General features: G+C 36.8%; 10 protein-coding genes and 3 pseudogenes. 12 read left to right on the forward strand and 1 reads right to left on the reverse strand.

The window, feature by feature from the left end:
- The first annotated feature begins 20 nt into the window (after positions 1-20).
- From JL53_RS02095 to JL53_RS02150, 12 genes and pseudogenes are all read left to right on the forward strand, one after another.
- Complete coding sequence (locus tag JL53_RS02095) at positions 21-6,584, forward strand: DNRLRE domain-containing protein (protein WP_038406609.1); 6,564 nt, start codon at positions 21-23, stop codon at positions 6,582-6,584.
- Positions 6,585-6,600: 16 nt separating this feature from the next.
- Positions 6,601-7,071, forward strand: a complete 471-nt coding sequence (locus JL53_RS02100; protein ID WP_038406610.1) for a hypothetical protein — start codon at positions 6,601-6,603, stop codon at positions 7,069-7,071.
- A gap of 266 nt (positions 7,072-7,337) precedes the next feature.
- A pseudogene (locus JL53_RS02105) lies at positions 7,338-8,150 on the forward strand (RHS repeat domain-containing protein); the annotation flags it as partial.
- Positions 8,150-8,632, forward strand: a complete 483-nt coding sequence (locus tag JL53_RS02110) for a hypothetical protein (RefSeq protein WP_038406611.1) — start codon at positions 8,150-8,152, stop codon at positions 8,630-8,632. The pseudogene JL53_RS02105 and the gene JL53_RS02110, both read left to right, overlap by 1 nt.
- Before the next feature lie 47 nt (positions 8,633-8,679).
- Positions 8,680-9,372: a HEAT repeat domain-containing protein gene (locus tag JL53_RS02115; protein ID WP_038406612.1), complete on the forward strand. Its 693-nt coding sequence runs from the start codon at positions 8,680-8,682 to the stop codon at positions 9,370-9,372.
- A 234-nt stretch (positions 9,373-9,606) separates the two neighbouring features.
- Positions 9,607-10,401: pseudogene (locus JL53_RS15785) on the forward strand (RHS repeat domain-containing protein); the annotation flags it as partial.
- Positions 10,402-10,664: 263 nt separating this feature from the next.
- Positions 10,665-11,219 carry a hypothetical protein gene (locus tag JL53_RS02125; protein WP_038406614.1) on the forward strand — a complete coding sequence of 185 codons (555 nt, stop codon included), beginning with the start codon at positions 10,665-10,667 and terminating at the stop codon, positions 11,217-11,219.
- Between the two features lie 274 nt (positions 11,220-11,493).
- Positions 11,494-11,646, forward strand: a pseudogene (locus JL53_RS16085) (RHS repeat domain-containing protein); the annotation flags it as partial.
- Positions 11,647-12,520: 874 nt separating this feature from the next.
- Complete coding sequence (locus JL53_RS02135) at positions 12,521-12,889, forward strand: hypothetical protein (RefSeq protein WP_003718450.1); 369 nt, start codon at positions 12,521-12,523, stop codon at positions 12,887-12,889.
- Between the two features lie 310 nt (positions 12,890-13,199).
- Complete coding sequence (locus tag JL53_RS02140; RefSeq protein WP_052010526.1) at positions 13,200-13,727, forward strand: hypothetical protein; 528 nt, start codon at positions 13,200-13,202, stop codon at positions 13,725-13,727.
- Between the two features lie 43 nt (positions 13,728-13,770).
- The gene (locus tag JL53_RS02145; RefSeq protein ID WP_003718452.1) at positions 13,771-13,980 is read left to right on the forward strand and encodes a hypothetical protein; all 210 of its coding nucleotides are present in this window, start codon (positions 13,771-13,773) and stop codon (positions 13,978-13,980) included.
- 380 nt (positions 13,981-14,360) lie between these two features.
- Complete coding sequence (locus tag JL53_RS02150; protein WP_038406617.1) at positions 14,361-15,953, forward strand: MucBP domain-containing protein; 1,593 nt, start codon at positions 14,361-14,363, stop codon at positions 15,951-15,953.
- 60 nt (positions 15,954-16,013) lie between these two features.
- On the opposite strand, the gene JL53_RS02155 is transcribed toward JL53_RS02150, so the two are convergent.
- Positions 16,014-17,537 carry an AMP-binding protein gene (locus JL53_RS02155; protein WP_003718453.1) on the reverse strand — a complete coding sequence of 508 codons (1,524 nt, stop codon included), beginning with the start codon at positions 17,535-17,537 and terminating at the stop codon, positions 16,014-16,016.
- Between the last annotated feature and the right edge of the window lie 4 nt (positions 17,538-17,541).

Here is a 17,541-nt window from a genome sequence, read left to right on the forward strand (position 1 = left end):
AAAAAGGGAGAGCATGATACATGAAAAGATGGGTAAAGACAAAAAAACTACTACTTAGTATGACAGCTTCTGTGATGATCTTATCTCTATTACCTGCTTATGTACCGCTTGCTGAGGAGACAGCAACAGGAGTAGAAGCACCAACGAAAACGTCCGAAGAAAGTGTACCAACTGAAGTAAAAGAAGAACGAACTGAAAACGAAATTGTTTACGATAATCACGACGGGAGTTTTACCAAGCAAATTTTTGCTGATCCAATCAATATGGAAGTTGATGGGGATATGGCGCGAATTGATGCTAACGTGGAAAAAGAAACAGAATCCGGGATGATTGTTCCAAAACAAACACCACTTGATTTAGGATTTTTAGAGCAAATGGAAAACGGAGCATACCAAAAGCTTACCAAGGCAGGCGCGGAAGTCACTTTCCGATTAAAAGGGGCCCGCCAAGGAGAAACAGAGCAAGCGGTAACTGATCAACCGGCAACATACCAGGAAAATGAAGTTACGTACAAGGAGGTCTTTCCGAAAACAGATTTACGGCATTTAACCTTTCCGCAATCAGTAAAGGAAGACTTAGTACTGCAAGAACCAAATCAGATAGATACGTATGTTTATCAAGTAGAAACAAAACTAGACGTTAAAAAAGCAGAAAATGGCGACGTGATTTTTGAAAATAAAGCAGGAGATACATTATACACCCTTCCGAAACCAGTCATGACCGATTCTAATGTCGGCGAAGAAACTGGCGAGGCAGCTTTATCTGAAGAAGTATCTTTTGAAGTAAAGTCACTGACAAAAACCGTCTATGAATTACAGCTAAAAGTAGACACGGAATGGCTAAATGATGCCGAACGAGTTTATCCAGTTTATATTGATCCATCTGTTCGCTTAGATGAAGTTTATAATGCGAATGTCAATTCAGCCAATCCGACATCAACAAACATCGGCAGTAAATTGTGGGATTCTGGTCAAAATGCCTATACTTTAAAACTAGGGAAATGGGATAACTCAACTGGTAATAACGCTGCATTTTTAAAAATGGATACATCCACATTAAACAAAGCGACTATTTCCAAAGCTACATTAAAAGTGTATAACATTTGGCATATGTCCCCCACTTTGAAAAATGATCTTTGGTATTATGAAGCAAAAGCAAACTGGTCTCCGTGGCAAGTAACATGGAATACCGTACCAGGCGTAACCCGTTTAGGGAGTGTTAACGTTGGGCGTGGTGAGTGGGCTAATTTAGATGTAACAAACACCGTCCAAGCTTGGGCAAGTGGTGCGCGCGCAAATTATGGTTTTCGATTAGGAACAAATAGCGAGCAAACCTACTGGAAAAAATTAGTCGCTAGTGAAAATAATAAGAACTACCCTTATTTGGAAGTGAATTATACTTATACACAACCAGAAAAACCAACCGTAAATACAACATCAAATGGTATTGGAACTGGCACAGGTTCGATGGATTTATCTTGGAAAGCGGTTCCAGGAGCAACAAGTTATAATATTGTCATCTCCAATGGGTATAACTACGAATATTTTAATACAGGAAGCACAGCAACTACATGGAGTACAAAAGGTAAAAAAATCTTCCCAACTGCTACCGAAATAGCGAACGGCGAGTTTGAATTTCACCATGATGGAAAAGGAGCAGAATTTGCTCTTGATCCACGAGAACAATATGAAAATGCCTTCCAAGCCGGAAGTACATTTGGTTTGCGTAATTTAACACGCTACTTAGTTAGAGTGCAAGCCGTTTATCCTGGTGGAGAAAGCCCGACTTCAGATCTAGTTTTCGCTTATATGCCAATTGAAAAACCAAAACCACCAGTTGCAAAAGCTTATGCCAATTTGGCGCATAAAGAAACTGGTTATGTTGAGCTAAATTGGGAAAAGAGTCCAATGGCAGATGGCTATAAAGTGCTCGTTTTTAATGGGAAAGCCTATGAACAGTATGATGTTGGAACTGCCACAAAATGGACGACACAAAACAAAGGGATTTGGCCAACAAAAGAAGAAATTGCAGAAGGGAAATTTGCACTTCATCAAGATGGAAATGGTGCTGAACTAGCAAAGGATCCTTCTCCGGTATATACAAATTCAGGCGGAAACTACAAGGAACGCCAAAATTATTGGTTCCGAGTTATCGCCTATCAAAAAGCAGGCAATAATGCAACAAGTGTCCAATCAGAACCAGCTACACCAACTATTCCAGAAGCTGTGAATAAACAACTAGGAATGGTCGATTACTGGACAAGCGTACCAGTGCGTGGCGGCGAAGTCAACGCAACTAATGGTAACTTTTTATTCCACGAAACCGATTTTGAACTCGACGGGCGAGGTCCAAGCATTAATGTTAACCGAACCTTTAACAGCCAAGATGAAGTGACGGGGATTTTTGGAAAAGGCTGGACAAGTACACTGGAAGAAAAACTCGTAGAAGAAGCAAATGGAGATATTGTTTGGATAGAATCAGATAAGAAAGTCCATCGTTTTACGAAAAAAGGTGATAAATACGAAGCGCCACCAGGGATTTATTCTGAAATCACTAAAAATACAAATGGGTATTTAAAAATAGAAGAAGATAAGGCAGAAACCCGTTTTCTTCTTGATGGCCGTTTAGCTTCTGAAAAAGATACAAAGGGTAATCAGCTTACCTATAATTATACAGATGGCAAATTGTCAAGCTTACGTGATGCTTCTGGTCGAACAATTACGCTTACTTATGACAGCGATTTAGTTACCAAACTAGTCGGACCAGATAATCGAACCATCACTTACACCTATAACGACAAACAAGAACTAACAGCCTCTTCCACTGCTCGTGGCAAAATGTATCGCTACGGTTACACAGATGGTTTATTAACATCGATTTATGATCCAAAACATACCGAAGAAAAACCATATGAAACCAAATTTGCATATGAAGAAGAAAAACTAACGGAAATTACTGATCCAGTTGGGAAAAAGACGACACTTTCCTACGACAAAGATGGTCAGCAAACCACTTTAACTAATGAGAAAAAGAAGCAAACGATTTATGAATATAATGATGCTGGAAATCCAAAAAAAGAAATTGTTGATGCAGACGGTTTAAAACTAACAACTACTTATACGTATGAATCAAACAATTTAACAAAAGAAGTTAATCCAAAAGGTCAAGCGGAAACATATACTTATGATGCAGATGGTAATGTGACGCAGATGACGGATGCTTATGGTACGGAATCTTATACGTACAATAATAACAATGACGTAACAAGTGCTACTGACACAGAAGGACGCGAAACAACAATTGCTTATGATGGCACTGACGCCGTATCCGAAACTATTGCAACAGAATCTCAAGTATCATCCGTAACACAATATGATGGATATGGAAACCCAATTCGTGGAAGCGGAGAACTAGCATCTGGTGGGAATCTTGTGCAAAATAGCGGCTTTGAGAATGGAACAAGTCTGTCAAATTGGCGACTAGTCCAATGGAGTGCAAAAGGTAGCATGACAGTAGACACAACTCAATCAGCACCGGGAGCGCTCGGTGGAACTGGATCGGTCAAAATAACAAGTGAGGCACTAACCACCGATAAAGGCTATTCCGCAGCTATCCAAAGTGTGGATGTCGAACCAGAAACAACCTATACACTTAGCGCTTGGACAAAAACTTCTGGAATGACAAATGCAGACGGAATTCTCATTGGTCGTTTACAAGATGCGAACGCAAAAGACATCACTGACGGAAGTGTATGGCAATCCAACCGCCCGACATCCATCAAAAATAACGGTAACTGGGTAAAACGCCAACTAACTTTTAAAACAACTAAAAACACTCGTCAAGTATTACTTTATTTAGATAACGAACAACCAGCACCGCACAAAGGAAAAGGCACCGTTTGGTATGACAACATTCAATTTGAAAAAGGAAGTGTGGCTTCTAGCTATAATCCAGTAGTTAATAGTAGTGTGGAAAATCATAATGGAACACTTCCAACAGGATGGATGCGCACAGGGAACACCGCGCTAACGCAAGCGAAAGTGGTTGATAATGAAAGTTTTAGTGGAGACAGTTCTGTGTATTTTGAACGAAAAGCAACAAGTGAAGCTTACACACATATTGTCCAAGATGTTCCTGTAAACCAGAAAGTAGCCAAAGCATTAACTCTGACAGCACTTTCCAAATCAGAAGATGTTAAATCTGGTGGCAGCACAATAGCGATGTCAAATGACTATTCGATTTGGGGCACGATTACTTACCAAGACGGCACCACTTCTTCCGTCCAAGGGCAATTCCCACTTGGAACCAATGACTGGAACCGGAGTGCGGTAGTTATTAAGCCAACCAAGCCAATTAAAATGATCAAAGCCTACACCATGTTCCGCAACGGCTTAACCGGAAAAGCTTGGTTTGATGATATCCGCGTTATGGAAGGTGAAGTGCTAACAAAAGACGAATATGATGCAGCAGGTAATTACGTCGCGGCAAGTTACGATGAAGAAGGTCGCAAAATTAGCTTTACTTACGATAATTACGGCAACACCACATCCGAAACAGACGAAAAAGGCAATAAAAAAACCTTAACTTATGATGCAGATAACGCACTAATCAACACCACACTTGCAAATGGGACATCAGTAGCCTACAAATACGATGATAACGGCAACACCACTGAAAAAAACGTTACGGCATCCGGAAAAACACAAAAAAACAGCTATGAATACGATGTCGACAATAAAATCACCTCATTTACCGACGCACTAAATCGCACAATCAAGTATGAATACGATGCAGCCGGTAATGAAACAAAAGCCATTATGCCAAATGGTCGAGTAACAGAAAGCACGTATGATTCAGCTGACCGGATGAATGGAATTAAATGGAACGATGAGCCTGCATTTAAGTTCCAATATGATCCAAACGGCAATCAAACAAAAGTCACGGATGAAATTAATGGCTTAGTCACCGACAAAACTTACGACGACGCCAACCGTATCACCAAAGTAGCCGAACGCTCTGGCGCAATAAGTTACACCTACAAAGATAAACCGACAGCAGACAACAAAGGAAAAACTGATAAAGTCGGGGAAGTCGCAATCAGTCATGGCAGCTACACAGCAAAAACATCTTACACTTATAACGATTTAGACCAAAATACCCGCGTTAATGATGGAAGCAAAAACGCCTATTTTGAGTTTGATGAATTTGGGAATGTCAATGTTTACACAGCAGGAAACGGTTCTGCAGCTAACTACACTTATGATAGTACTCAAAAAGTAACAAATGTAGCAATCGGAAGTGCAAACGGAACCCCAATTTTAGACGAAAGCTATACCTACGATGCAGCAAGCAACCGCACAAGCATCGACAACAAACAAGATGGAAAAACAACCTATGAATACGATGCAGTCAATCAATTAACAAAAGAAACACTACCAAACGGAACTGTAAAGTCTTATACGTATGATGGTTTCGGAAACCGCACTCAAGTCGCAATCAGCGGAAACGAGACAAAAACAATTGCTGCAAGTTATAATGATGGTAATCAACTAGTTTCGTGGAACGGAGAAGCACTAACTTATGATACCAATGGAAACCGCACCAGCGACGGCAAATTCACCTATACTTGGGACACAGGCGACCGTCTAATCAACATCACCAAAAAAGACGAAAGCAAACCATTCACCACCTACACCTATGATGACGATAACCGCCGCTTGTCGAAAACAGTCAATGGCGTGACGACCAATTACCATTATGATGGCGATAGTATTGATGTATTGTACGAGACTGATGGCGATGGAAAGGCTATCCGTCAATATGTCTACTCAGATAGCGGAGTCCGTTTAGCGATGAAGATGAACGGCAAAACACTCTATTACCATTACAATGCGCATGGCGATGTGGTTGCGTTGACGGATGAAGCCAGCAAAATGGTCGCGGAATACGCGTATGATGCTTGGGGAACTGTATTAAAAAGCGAAGCGAAAACAGAAGAAGCCAAAGCCAATCCCTATGGTTACGCGGGATATACGTATGATAAGGAAATCGAACAATACTACTTGATGGCACGTTACTACGACCCAGAGCAAGGTGTATTTACAACGATTGACCCAGATCCTGGCGATGAAGATGACCCCCAAACGATGAATGGGTATAATTATGCGAATAATAATCCGGTGATGTATTTTGATCCTGATGGTAATTGGGCATGGTTAATTCCAGTTGTTATAGGTGCAGGGAAACTAGTTTATAAATTTAGAAAGCCTATTGCGAAGTATGGTAAAAAAGGTGCTAAATGGGTAGGGAAAACTGCTAAAAAAGCTTGGAAGAAATTTCCATACAGAATTAAAGGACCAAGTAGCAGAGATGGAAGGATTTTTGCTGTAGTGAATAAAAATAAGACAAAAAAGAAAGGAACATTAAAAAAGGGCGAAGATGGTAGATTGTTTTCTCTAGATTACCATGCAATTAGAGAGAAGAAAAAAAGATCTGCTAGGAAAGTCCTTCATTTTCATTGGGGATATAAAAAAAATAAGCATCATATAATTTATCCTAAACGTAAGAAAATTAAATGGAAATAGAAAAGGGGTATCAAGAGTGATAGAAAAAAATATATTTACACTAAAGAACCCAGACCAAGTAAAAGTTGCTTACAATGATGACATAACAGATGATGGCTTAAAAAAAATTATTACTGATAAGAATCAACCTGTTAATATATTTCTAGAACTAGGTATTTTTGATAGAGAAGATATGTACAATAAATTTCCGAAAAGCGAATTTGAAGAGATGACGTTTAATGGAATTAGAATGTTGTGGATTAAAAATATACAATTAGATGATATTTTAGTAGATGAATCTATTTTTATTTTTAGACTGTTAGCTAATTCGAATTTCCAAGTGTATATGATATCGGGGGATAGTTTAAATATGAGAGTGTCACACACTCATAAAAGTACATTTTTTTTTAAAAAAGATAAAATTGAGCTTAGCTTAGAAAAAAATCAGCTGATGGTTATGTCAGATTATGATGGTTGTGCTGTTATAATTTTATACAATAATATGTAAATCTTGATGAACACTTAATTTGAATAATGATAGATGGGAAATAAGGTGCTTTATGCTGCTGAACAAGAGGTAATGAAAAACGACAAAAATAAATCAACAAACCCCTCCTCGAATTTGGAGGAGGGTTATTCTAAAAATGTAAAATACGTAAAAAGTAAATTATACATATAAAAAGAATAAATACTGCGGGAGCATGTGCTGAATTGTAAAAAATTCAATTTGAATCCAAACTATAATGAAACCGCTATACAACTTACATCTACATTGGTGATGGCAAGGTTATCCGTCAATATGTCTACTCAGATGATAATGTCCGTTTAGCGATGAAGATGAACGGCAAAACACTCTATTACCATTACAATGCGCATGGTGATGTGGTTGCGTTGACAGATGCGGCAAGCAAAGTTGTCGCAGAATATGCGTATGATGCTTGGGGAAATGTATTAAAAAGCGAAGCGGTAACAGAAGAAGCCAAAACCAATCCCTATGGTTACGCGGGATATACGTATGACAAGGAAATTGAACAATATTACTTGATGGCACGTTACTACGACCCGGAGCAAGGTGTATTTACAGCGATTGACCCAGACCCAGGCGATGAAGACGATCCACAAACGATGAATGGGTATAATTATGCGAATAATAATCCGGTGATGTATTTTGATCCTGATGGTAATTGGGCATGGTTAATTCCAGTTGTTATAGGTGCAGGGAAAATAGTTTATAAATTTAGAAAGCCTATTGCGAAGTATGGTAAAAAAGGTGCTAAATGGGTAGGGAAAACTGCTAAAAAGGGAGGTAAATGGATAGGGAAGCAAGCGAAAAAAGGAGCAAAGTGGGCACGCTCAAGATATGATTCTAAGAAAAAAGAACTTAAAATTAGCAAGAATTGGATAGTAGGTCTTCCAAATTAAAAACAAGGTGGTAGGATATTTAATATAGTTAATCGTAAAAGAGGAAGGTTATTTGCTCTAGATTACGCAAAAGTTGGTGGAAATAAGAAAAAATATTTACATTTCCACTGGAACTACAAAAGTAAGCATCATATAATCTATCCTAGAAAAGGAAGGAGAAAATAATGTTAAATAAAGCACAAGTATATATCGTAAACAATGTTGATATACCTGACTATGAAGTTGACTCCGGAATCATCGGAGCGGAACAAATTTATATTTATAATTTTAAAAACCCAGAACATATGTCTGAACAAGAATTACAAGGCATTTGTGATACTTTTGGAGAGTTTATGATTTCTGCTTATTTTTTAGTTGGTATGGGTGGCCCTTATGAGGAATTATCTGGAGCTAAAGAGAATGGCTTCAAAAAGGTTATTCTTTCAGATAAATCTATGGATATAAAGAAGAGGATGTTTCGTTTGTTTTTAGAAGGAGATGCTACTCCAGATGAAAACAAAATATTTCTATTCAAGGAAAAAAAGGAATTAAATGTAAAAAAAGATATGGAAATAGAAGATAGAATGATAGTGATTGCACCTGTTTTAGACACAACAGCAATAGGTATATTTTCAAAAGGAATAGATTTGGCGAAGTTTTTTAAGTGATAAGAAGAAAGAACACGGCAACTAACATACAATAGAGGAGAAGTGTAATGGACGCTAAAATATTACTCAAAACATTAAAAAATACTTCCGATGAAGCTCAAAAGCTAAAAATCATACCTAAACTAGGTAAATACGCAAAAGGAAAAACAGTTGAAGAAGCTTTAGTCGCTTTAATGGAATCAAATAGTGAAAGAATCAGAGCTGCTGCGATAGACGCTTTATTAACCAACCCCCATAAGCGCATCAAAAAATTAGTAATGGTTCATATGACAGATACTAATTTAGTGAAAGAAAAATGTTTTGAGTATGCAGGTTATCACTGGATGAAGCAAGCAAAACCAATACTTTTAGCACATTTAAACGATGATGATTATTGGATTCGATATTTTGCTATTTTAAATATTGGGGACATGAAATCGTATGAGTTAAAAGAAGATGTAAAAAAACATTTAGATAGTGAAATAAGTGATGTAGTTAGGGCAGGTGGTTATTTAACCTTATATTTATTAAGTGAAACAGATGATGAAATTGAGTATAACAGACAAAAGCTTCTCCAACTACTGAATTCACCAGATGAAGAAGCGCGATTTGTAACCATCAATGCGTTAGCGGATATAGGGGGGCACTTTGAAAAAGAAAAAGTAATTCAAGTGTTATCTAAGCAATTAGATATTGAGGAAGATGAAGATAACATAGTAGTGCTAACAAGAAGTATTCGTTTATTAAAGTATTATAGGTAAAAATCTTTTGAAAAAAGAAGGCATCATCACTGTCCGTTTTGGATGATATTAGAACAAAAGGCAATGAAAAAGACAAAAACAAATTAACAGAACCCTCCTCTAATCTGGGAGGAGGGGATATTTTAAAATTGTACATATAAAAAGAATAAACACTGCGGGAGCGCATGCTAGCTAGCGGGGAAAATTTAACTTGCATTCAAACTAGAATGAAACCGCTATACAATTTTCCTCTATGATGGTGATGGCAAGGTTATCCGTCAATATGTCTACTCAGATAGCGGAGTCCGTTTAGCGATGAAGATGAACGGTAAAACACTCTATTACCATTACAATGCGCATGGCGATGTGGTTGCGTTGACGGATGAAACAGGGAAGGTTGTCGCGGAATACGCGTATGATGCTTGGGGAAATGTATTAAAAAGCACAGCGACAACAGAAGAAGCCAAAGCCAATCCCTATGGTTACGCAGGATATACGTATGACAAAGAAATCGAACAATACTACTTGATGGCACGTTATTACGAGCCAGAGCAAAGTGTGTTTACAGCATACGATCCAGACCCAGGTGATGAAGACGACCCACAAACGATGAATGGGTATAATTATGCGAATAATAATCCGGTGATGATGATTGACCCAGATGGAAATGTCGCGTGGTGGATTGGAGCAGCCGGTTTTGGGGCGGCGTTCGAGTTAGGTTCGTATTTATGGAATAATCGTAAAAAAGGATATTCATGGAAAGGCGCAGGTAAGGCTGCTTTATGGGGAGCGGCTAAAGGCGTATTATCAACAGGAGGATTTAGGTATATCGCGGGTACTAGAAAACCATTAACATATCTTATGAAGGGTGCAAAGAAAAGAAATATACCACGTGAAATTAGGATTGGAATTAAGAGTGTTAAAATGACATATAGAAAATATTCTAAAGTAATTAAAAAAAGTTCCAAAAGAGTTAAAAAATTTGATTATAGTAAAAAGAAAGTATATAAAGGCAAGATTATGAAAAAGAGAAAGCGAAAGAGAAAATAAAAATATTAATATAAGGCTGTGGAAAATGAATATTCTAATAGGTGTGAGTTGTTTAATATTAAGTATATTAATATTCTGTGTATGTTTGCATATTGCTGGGAAAGTTAGCAATAAGGTAGTTGCAAATATTTGGACATATCTGGGCATTATTTTGTCTTGTATAGGGCTAATTATGTTTTGGATAATAACCTAAAGTTTTAATAAAATTCACAAATAGAAAAATGATCATTTTAAAAACAATTAATAATAAGGAGAATCCAAAAATGTCCACAAAATTTATGTACGAAAGATTACTAAAATGCCAAGAAGCACAAAAACTAGTAGCCATCTACACATCACGAGAAGATGATTATTTCGAAGCCGGCTACATTGAAGCGGTTACCACGAGCGATGTTATGTTTCGCTCAAGGCGTTCAGACGGTTACGAAGAAGGACATGTTGTTCTTCCGTTAGAGCTAGTGTATCGAATAGAAATAGATACAGCGCATTTAAAAACTGCCGAACTACTTGCAAAACATCTGAATCAACCAAAAAGCCCAGGATTATTTGAAAAAGCACCAAACAAAAAGCATTCTCTTTTCGAAATTGCCGCAGATTATGTATACCAAAGTGAAGAGATAGTCATTATTGACATCATAGGAGACGAAACCCAAGTTATTGGGATTATCGCTGCAGACGAATACGAAGGATTAGAAATTACTTTAGTGGATGACGAGGGCCGATTAGATGGAACTTGCTGGATCAAAAAAGAAGATATTCTTGCCTTGCGTTTTGGTGGGAGTGTGGAACAAGATTTAATGAGCAAGCTTAAAAGGTAACGGAGAATAATCCCTCCTCGAATCTGGAGGAGGGGTATTTTAAAAAGGTAAGAGGCGTAAAAAGTAAATTATACATATAAAAAGAATAAACACTGCGGAAGCCTATGCTAGCTAGATAGCAGGAGAAATTCAACTTGAATTCAAAAAATCCAAACTAGAATGAAATCGCTATACAACTTACATCTTTAATGGCAATAGTATGGATGTATTGTTTGAGGCTTGATGGTAAGGTTGACCGTCAGTATGTCTACTCAGATAGCAGAGTCCGTTTAGCGATGAAGACGACCCACAAACAATGAATGGGTATAATTATGCGAATAATAATCCAGTGATGATGATTGATCCTGATGGGAACCTTGCATGGTGGATTGTTCCTGCTGTTTCTGGTGCTGCATGGGAAGTAGGTAGTTATCTTTGGCAAAATAGGGGAAAGAAAATATCATACCGAACAGTTGCTTGCAAGGCATTATACGGAGCAGGGAAAGGGATATTACAGACAGGAGTCGGCAGAGTTTTTGGGATAGGTTCAAAGCTTAATGTGGGTAAGAAATTCTTTAAAAACAAATCTAAGTACAAAACATATAAGAAAACTTTTAAAAAAACTGCGAGATCTATAGGTCATAATGCTAAAGCAAATTGGAAGTCGTTGAAGAAGAATCCTAAAAAACATCTAAGTAATACAGTCCATTGGAAGCAAGGGAAAAGTATGAGAAAAGCCACAGTAAAAAGGTATAAAAAGATTAAAAGATGGGTTAAAAAAAGATTTTAACGTATATAAATTATTTTGAATCACTCAAGGAGATGGACTATGTCATATTTAAACGGTGTAGTATCTATTCTGATGCTTTTATTATTAGGCTGTGCACTTATTGCCTATAAGAATGGTAAAGGTAAATTCAAGTCTTTTCTTTTTACATTGATTACATTTGAACTACTATTTGTGTTTTTCGCATTGTTCTATTTCTGAGATAATAAATTAGTCAGTGAGGGGGAAATACGCTGGATACATTAAGAATACTACTATTAATATTATATTCAATCCTTTCAATTCTTTTTATAATTAGTTTTAAATTTAAAGAAAAAGCTTTTAAAGTACAGTTTGTTCTAACATTGGTAACAGTGTTTGTCTGCTTTCCTGCATATGTAATCTTATTTATTCATAGGCTCTATATTCTTTTCTAACCCATGAATGGTAATTTTCCAAGTTGTTAAAAAGAAGTGCTTACGAAAGATTGTATATAAAATGCAATTCAGAGATATAAATAATTGTAATGATGTATAAGAAGTTATAGGAGGCTATCATGCTTGAATTTATTATTGATACATTGATAAATTTTATTACATTTGCAATTTGTTTTATTCCGCTTTATCTTTCAAAAACAAATAAAGATATCTTGGAGAAAATAGGTGCTAGCATATTTTTTGCAGGGTTATTATTAGTTGGAACAGGTATTTTCATAAGCGGAAATGATACACTAAAATTATATATTTATATAATTTTAGCAGTACAGATTATTAATTTGGGTGTTGAGCTTATTTTAATACTATGGAGCAAAAGTAAAGGAAAGTCTACAATTCTATTTGCTATATCTGCAGTATTTTCTATTGGGTCGTTAGCAGAAGATTTTAAAGAAGCATATTTTAAAAAATATTATTTATTAAGTATTTAAGAATGATTGCATAGTTCTAGAATATAGGAAAACAAAAAAATCAATCAAACACTATAATCGAAAATTTATAAAAGTTTTTTCTGAAAATTACTTTTGAAAGTGAGAATCTAACAATGTTACTAACACTTTATATATTTTTAACAGTTATTTGTATTATTACTTGCCTTATATTGGAATCCAGAAATAAATTTTTGTTTTGGTTGGTATTCGGAATCGGAATTTTTTTGGGAATAAAAATCAGTAATATATTTTTAGAAACATTCGGCTTTAATTAAAGTGGATTTGAAAAACGAATAAAGGAGCACACCAAATGAAACTACAACACCTAAAAAAACTAAATCAGGCTAATGTCTATGAAATATACTCTGATATAGAGGATTCGGAAAGCTGCTACGTAGGTTTTATAAAAGAAACTTACGACGAGTTTATTATGATTGATTCTTATGATCACGAAGGACGTTTCCACGGTTATCGTCTGATAGCGAATGAGCAGATTTTTAAAATTCAAAGTGACTCAAAGTACCTTGCAAAATACAATGAATTAGAGCCCGCTCCAAGCCCTCCGCCACAATTAACGAACAAAAATAATCATATGGATATGGGAGAGTTTTTAATGTCGAGTCAAAAAAACCATCAATTAGCGGAATTAGCCTTGGAATGGGGCGAAGATATCAACGGAAGTATTGAGTCTGTTGCGGACAATCTAGTAATAATAAATGCACTTTCAGCAGAAGATTTTCAAGCTGATGGACAGTGTTTTATCGAGTTAGATAGTATTAACGAAGCAGCAATACAAACGAAGACCTTGAACTTTATCACCACTAAAAATAGAAAGTGATTTATAGCGTGAGACAACAACAAAATCTCAAAAGGAGCACACCATGGAAACTATCATAGAAACTGCCAAATTCATTGGTCTCGCAATCCTTGCCTATTTTTCACTTAGTGTGATTTTAGCTTTTTTATGGGGAGTATTTCAAAAGATTTTCCATCAAGAGAGTTTTAGAGAACAGTTTTTAGGAGCCTTTCTGACAATTAAGTTGGTACTAGTTAGTTTTAAAGTTGCGTTTTCGGGGCTGGGACATAACTAAAACTCAGAAATAAAAATCGAAAAATAGAAAAGCAGAAATCATTGTATAGAGCCATTTCTAAAAATGGAATAGACATGATTTCTGCTTGTTTTTCATACGGGCTCGAAGCCCAAGAGGCTAGTCGATCTATACTTCACAACTACTATAACAAAAAAATAGTAGGCAAGACCATAGCCGTGGCCTTACCTACTAATCTTAGTATGTTTTCCATTAAAATAATCAATTCGTCAAATCGACACATATTACAGCTAAAGGTGTGGAGTATCTACATAGCTATAAGGCCCAGCTCTGATATAATTTCGAAGTCAAGTCGCAACCATGTGAATAGTAATTTGTTTGGCCAGACTTAGATAATCAAAAGTAGAAGGAGCACGAATCAAATGAAAATAAGTAAAATTGGGGCATTACTACTCGGAACAGCATTGATTGTTCAAGTACCTTTTCAAGTTTCCGCCGCTACAAACGTTAATGCTGTTAAACAAAACCAAACTGAAACTGTCACACCATCAGTAAAGCTGAATAATAAAACATTAGCTGCAACAAGTGACTTGGAATTAACGGTTGGAGAAGAAACTACTAAGTCGCTACACGTCCAAGATAGTGCTTTACCAAATAATGAGTGGGGAACCTATATTACGGAAGTAAAAGTAACACTAAACAACTTAGATGGCATCAACTATAATGTTGAATATGGACCTATGAATGAAGCCGGCACATTATATCAATATGCTGATATAGTTCTTTCCGGAACACCAACGAAAGCTGGTACTGGCAGCTTTACTATCGAATACGCTGATGGCGCTAGTAATAGTGGAACACACACATACACCGTAAACATCCAGTCAACAGCAACTGTACAATATGTTGATGAAAACGGCGCAAAGGTTGCCGAAGATACTACACAACAAGGAGATTTAAACACAGCGTATACAACAGAAGCAAAAACAATTGATGGGTATACATTAGATGAAACAAAACTTCCTAGTAATCAAAACGGACAATTTGGCGAAACAAACCAAACAGTAACATATACTTATACAAAAAATCAAAATGAAGTAAACAAAGGAACTGTGGGCATTTCGTTCTATTCTGTAGATGGTAAAAAGCAAGAACTATATTCAGGACTCAACTTATCGTACGCATACCCAGATGGTGTACCAACAGACACCGTAACATTTGGTGATTTAGCAAATGGAGCAACTTATAATGATTTAAGAAATAACACATTAGATTCTGACATTTCTTGGAATGATGTATTAGAAAATATGGTAGCATACCTGAACGGAGATATAGATGCAGCTCAATTTGAAGCAGCAGTTGGGGCTACAGCCAGACAATTTGACTTAGATGGAATTGCCGCAAACTTTGAAGGATATGAATTTGATGAAGCAACTTACCAAGAGAACCTAGCGAAAATGGTCACCTATGAACAAGATGGTGGTAATGTCAATTTACAAGTTCCATTTAAGAAAATAGCAGATGTCCAAGTAGGCGCGGACGTGACGGTGAAATATGTAGATGCAGATGGAAATGAATTAGCACAGGAAGCCACTTTAAGTGGAAATGTCGATGCGGATTATACATCAAAAGCCAAAACGATTGAAGGCTGGACTTTAAAAGAAACGCCTGCCAATGCAACAGGAACTTTCAGCGATGAAGCACAAACCGTAACCTATGTTTATGAAAAAAATGCGGATAATAGTGTCACACCAACACCTGTAAATCCAGCTGAGAATAACGACAATAACGACAACAATGCAACCATGAAAGATGACCCAACGAACTTACATGTGGATGCAAAAACAACTGAAATGAAATCTAAAGCAAAAGATCCTGCTAAAACAGTAACAACGAAAAATTCCCTACCTAAAACAGGGGATAACGCTTTAGAAAATAGTCTTTTAGTGGGCTTAGGTGCTTTACTATTAGCTGGTATTTTCGTATTTATGCGTAAAACTAGAAAAGTAAAATAAAATTCGGATAAAGAAAGAGCATTGATTTGTGTATCATACACAAATCAATGCTCTTTTTTCTTATTGTTGTAGTTCGCGTTCCATTTGTAAGCGTTGAACTTTCATTGTGGCTGTTCTTGGAATGTCTTCATATTTCATCACGATTGGTTCATTCATATGTGGTAAATCGGAAACCGCATTCCACCAAGCATCCCAGTTCATTTCTTTATCATCATGAACAGCGATAATTGGCTGAGGACTACCATTTTTACCACGGATAATGACAACTTCATCTAAGAAAGTTAGTGTATCAAGTAATTTATCTTCAATCGCAAGTGTACTATCAATTGTTTCCACTAAATCCACTTGACGGTCTTGCAAGAACAGGCGACCGAGTTCATCTTTCATGCCATAATCGCCACTATCCCACCAAGGACCGTAAACATTTTCTTCAAAACGAGCTTCTTCTTTATAATACGTCAGTGCACGTCCTTTTGAGAGCATTTGGATATTGCCGCTAACACCTGCAGGAACAGGGGTGCCTTCTTGGTCGACAATACGAACTTCCGTAAGCCCAGGCATACCAATTCCCATATCACGCGCATTTAATGTTTCAATTGATTTTAATGTATGCGCACGTAAAATCATTGGACCACATTCACTTTGACCATAAATTTGTAAGAAAATCGGTTTTTTATAAGAAGAGGTACGCAGGAAAGTAGCCATCGTTTCTTTATTGATCGCATCAAATGTAGAATGATAAAATTTAATGCTTTCAAATACATCTGGTTTTTCGCGCGCAAGAGATGCCCATTGGACAAAATGATTTGGATGAGTTTCTAGGACATATGGTTTATATTCGCGCAAGATTTTAGTGATGTTTTCTTTAGATGGATTGGCAATCGGAAGTAACGGGAAACCAAGGGACATCAAGGAAGAAATACCAATATTAAAACGAGAATGTACAGGCGAAATATGAAAAGCAACAAGATCTCGAGGCTTGATGAAATTCAAAATGCGGCGTTGATACTTGGTTCTCCAGCCCATCGAATTCGCGGAGTGGGCAATTAGTTTTGGCACTCCAGTTGTGCCGGAAGTATGCGTCATATAAGCAATCATATCTTTTGGCAGTTCTTCTTGTGGACAAATATAGTCGCCCAGAGGAGCTTTAAATAATTGTTCAGCATTGATCAATCGTTCGTCTGGCAAATTGTTTAATTGCTGACTTTTAGCAGAAGTTTCTCCGTCAAAAAGCAACCAAGGCTCGTCAAGTCTATTCACAAAAATATCAATTGTAGACGCTGGAAGATGCGAGGAAACCATAATCGGCACAGCGCCAAGGTAAGAAATCGCAACAGCCAAAACGTAAGAATCAAATTTAGCTGATTTATAAACAATCACTTTGTCGGCTTTTCGGACACCAAATTTATGCAGATGGGCCGCTTTTTGAATAATTGCTTCTTCACATTTTTTGTAAGTCGTATGTAAACCTAATTCTGGAAAAGTGACTAGCTCTTCATCAAAATGAATTGGCATTTCTGGATACTGCTCAGAAGCATTTTTAAAGTTGGTGTAGAGGTTTAATGGTTCGTATTTATTAATCATATAT

This window comes from Listeria ivanovii subsp. londoniensis (assembly GCF_000763495.1).
GTDB lineage: Bacteria > Bacillota > Bacilli > Lactobacillales > Listeriaceae > Listeria > Listeria londoniensis.

Coding starts and splice junctions, on each gene's coding strand:
- JL53_RS02095 (WP_038406609.1), top strand. CDS start 21: ATGAAAAGATGGGTAAAGACAAAAAAACTACTACTTAGTATGACAGCT.
- JL53_RS02110 (WP_038406611.1), top strand. CDS start 8,150: ATGTTAAATAAAGCACAAGTATATATCGTAAACAATGTTGATATACCT.
- JL53_RS02115 (WP_038406612.1), top strand. CDS start 8,680: ATGGACGCTAAAATATTACTCAAAACATTAAAAAATACTTCCGATGAA.
- JL53_RS02125 (WP_038406614.1), top strand. CDS start 10,665: ATGTCCACAAAATTTATGTACGAAAGATTACTAAAATGCCAAGAAGCA.
- JL53_RS02135 (WP_003718450.1), top strand. CDS start 12,521: ATGCTTGAATTTATTATTGATACATTGATAAATTTTATTACATTTGCA.
- JL53_RS02140 (WP_052010526.1), top strand. CDS start 13,200: ATGAAACTACAACACCTAAAAAAACTAAATCAGGCTAATGTCTATGAA.
- JL53_RS02145 (WP_003718452.1), top strand. CDS start 13,771: ATGGAAACTATCATAGAAACTGCCAAATTCATTGGTCTCGCAATCCTT.
- JL53_RS02150 (WP_038406617.1), top strand. CDS start 14,361: ATGAAAATAAGTAAAATTGGGGCATTACTACTCGGAACAGCATTGATT.
- JL53_RS02155 (WP_003718453.1), bottom strand. CDS start 17,537: ATGATTAATAAATACGAACCATTAAACCTCTACACCAACTTTAAAAAT.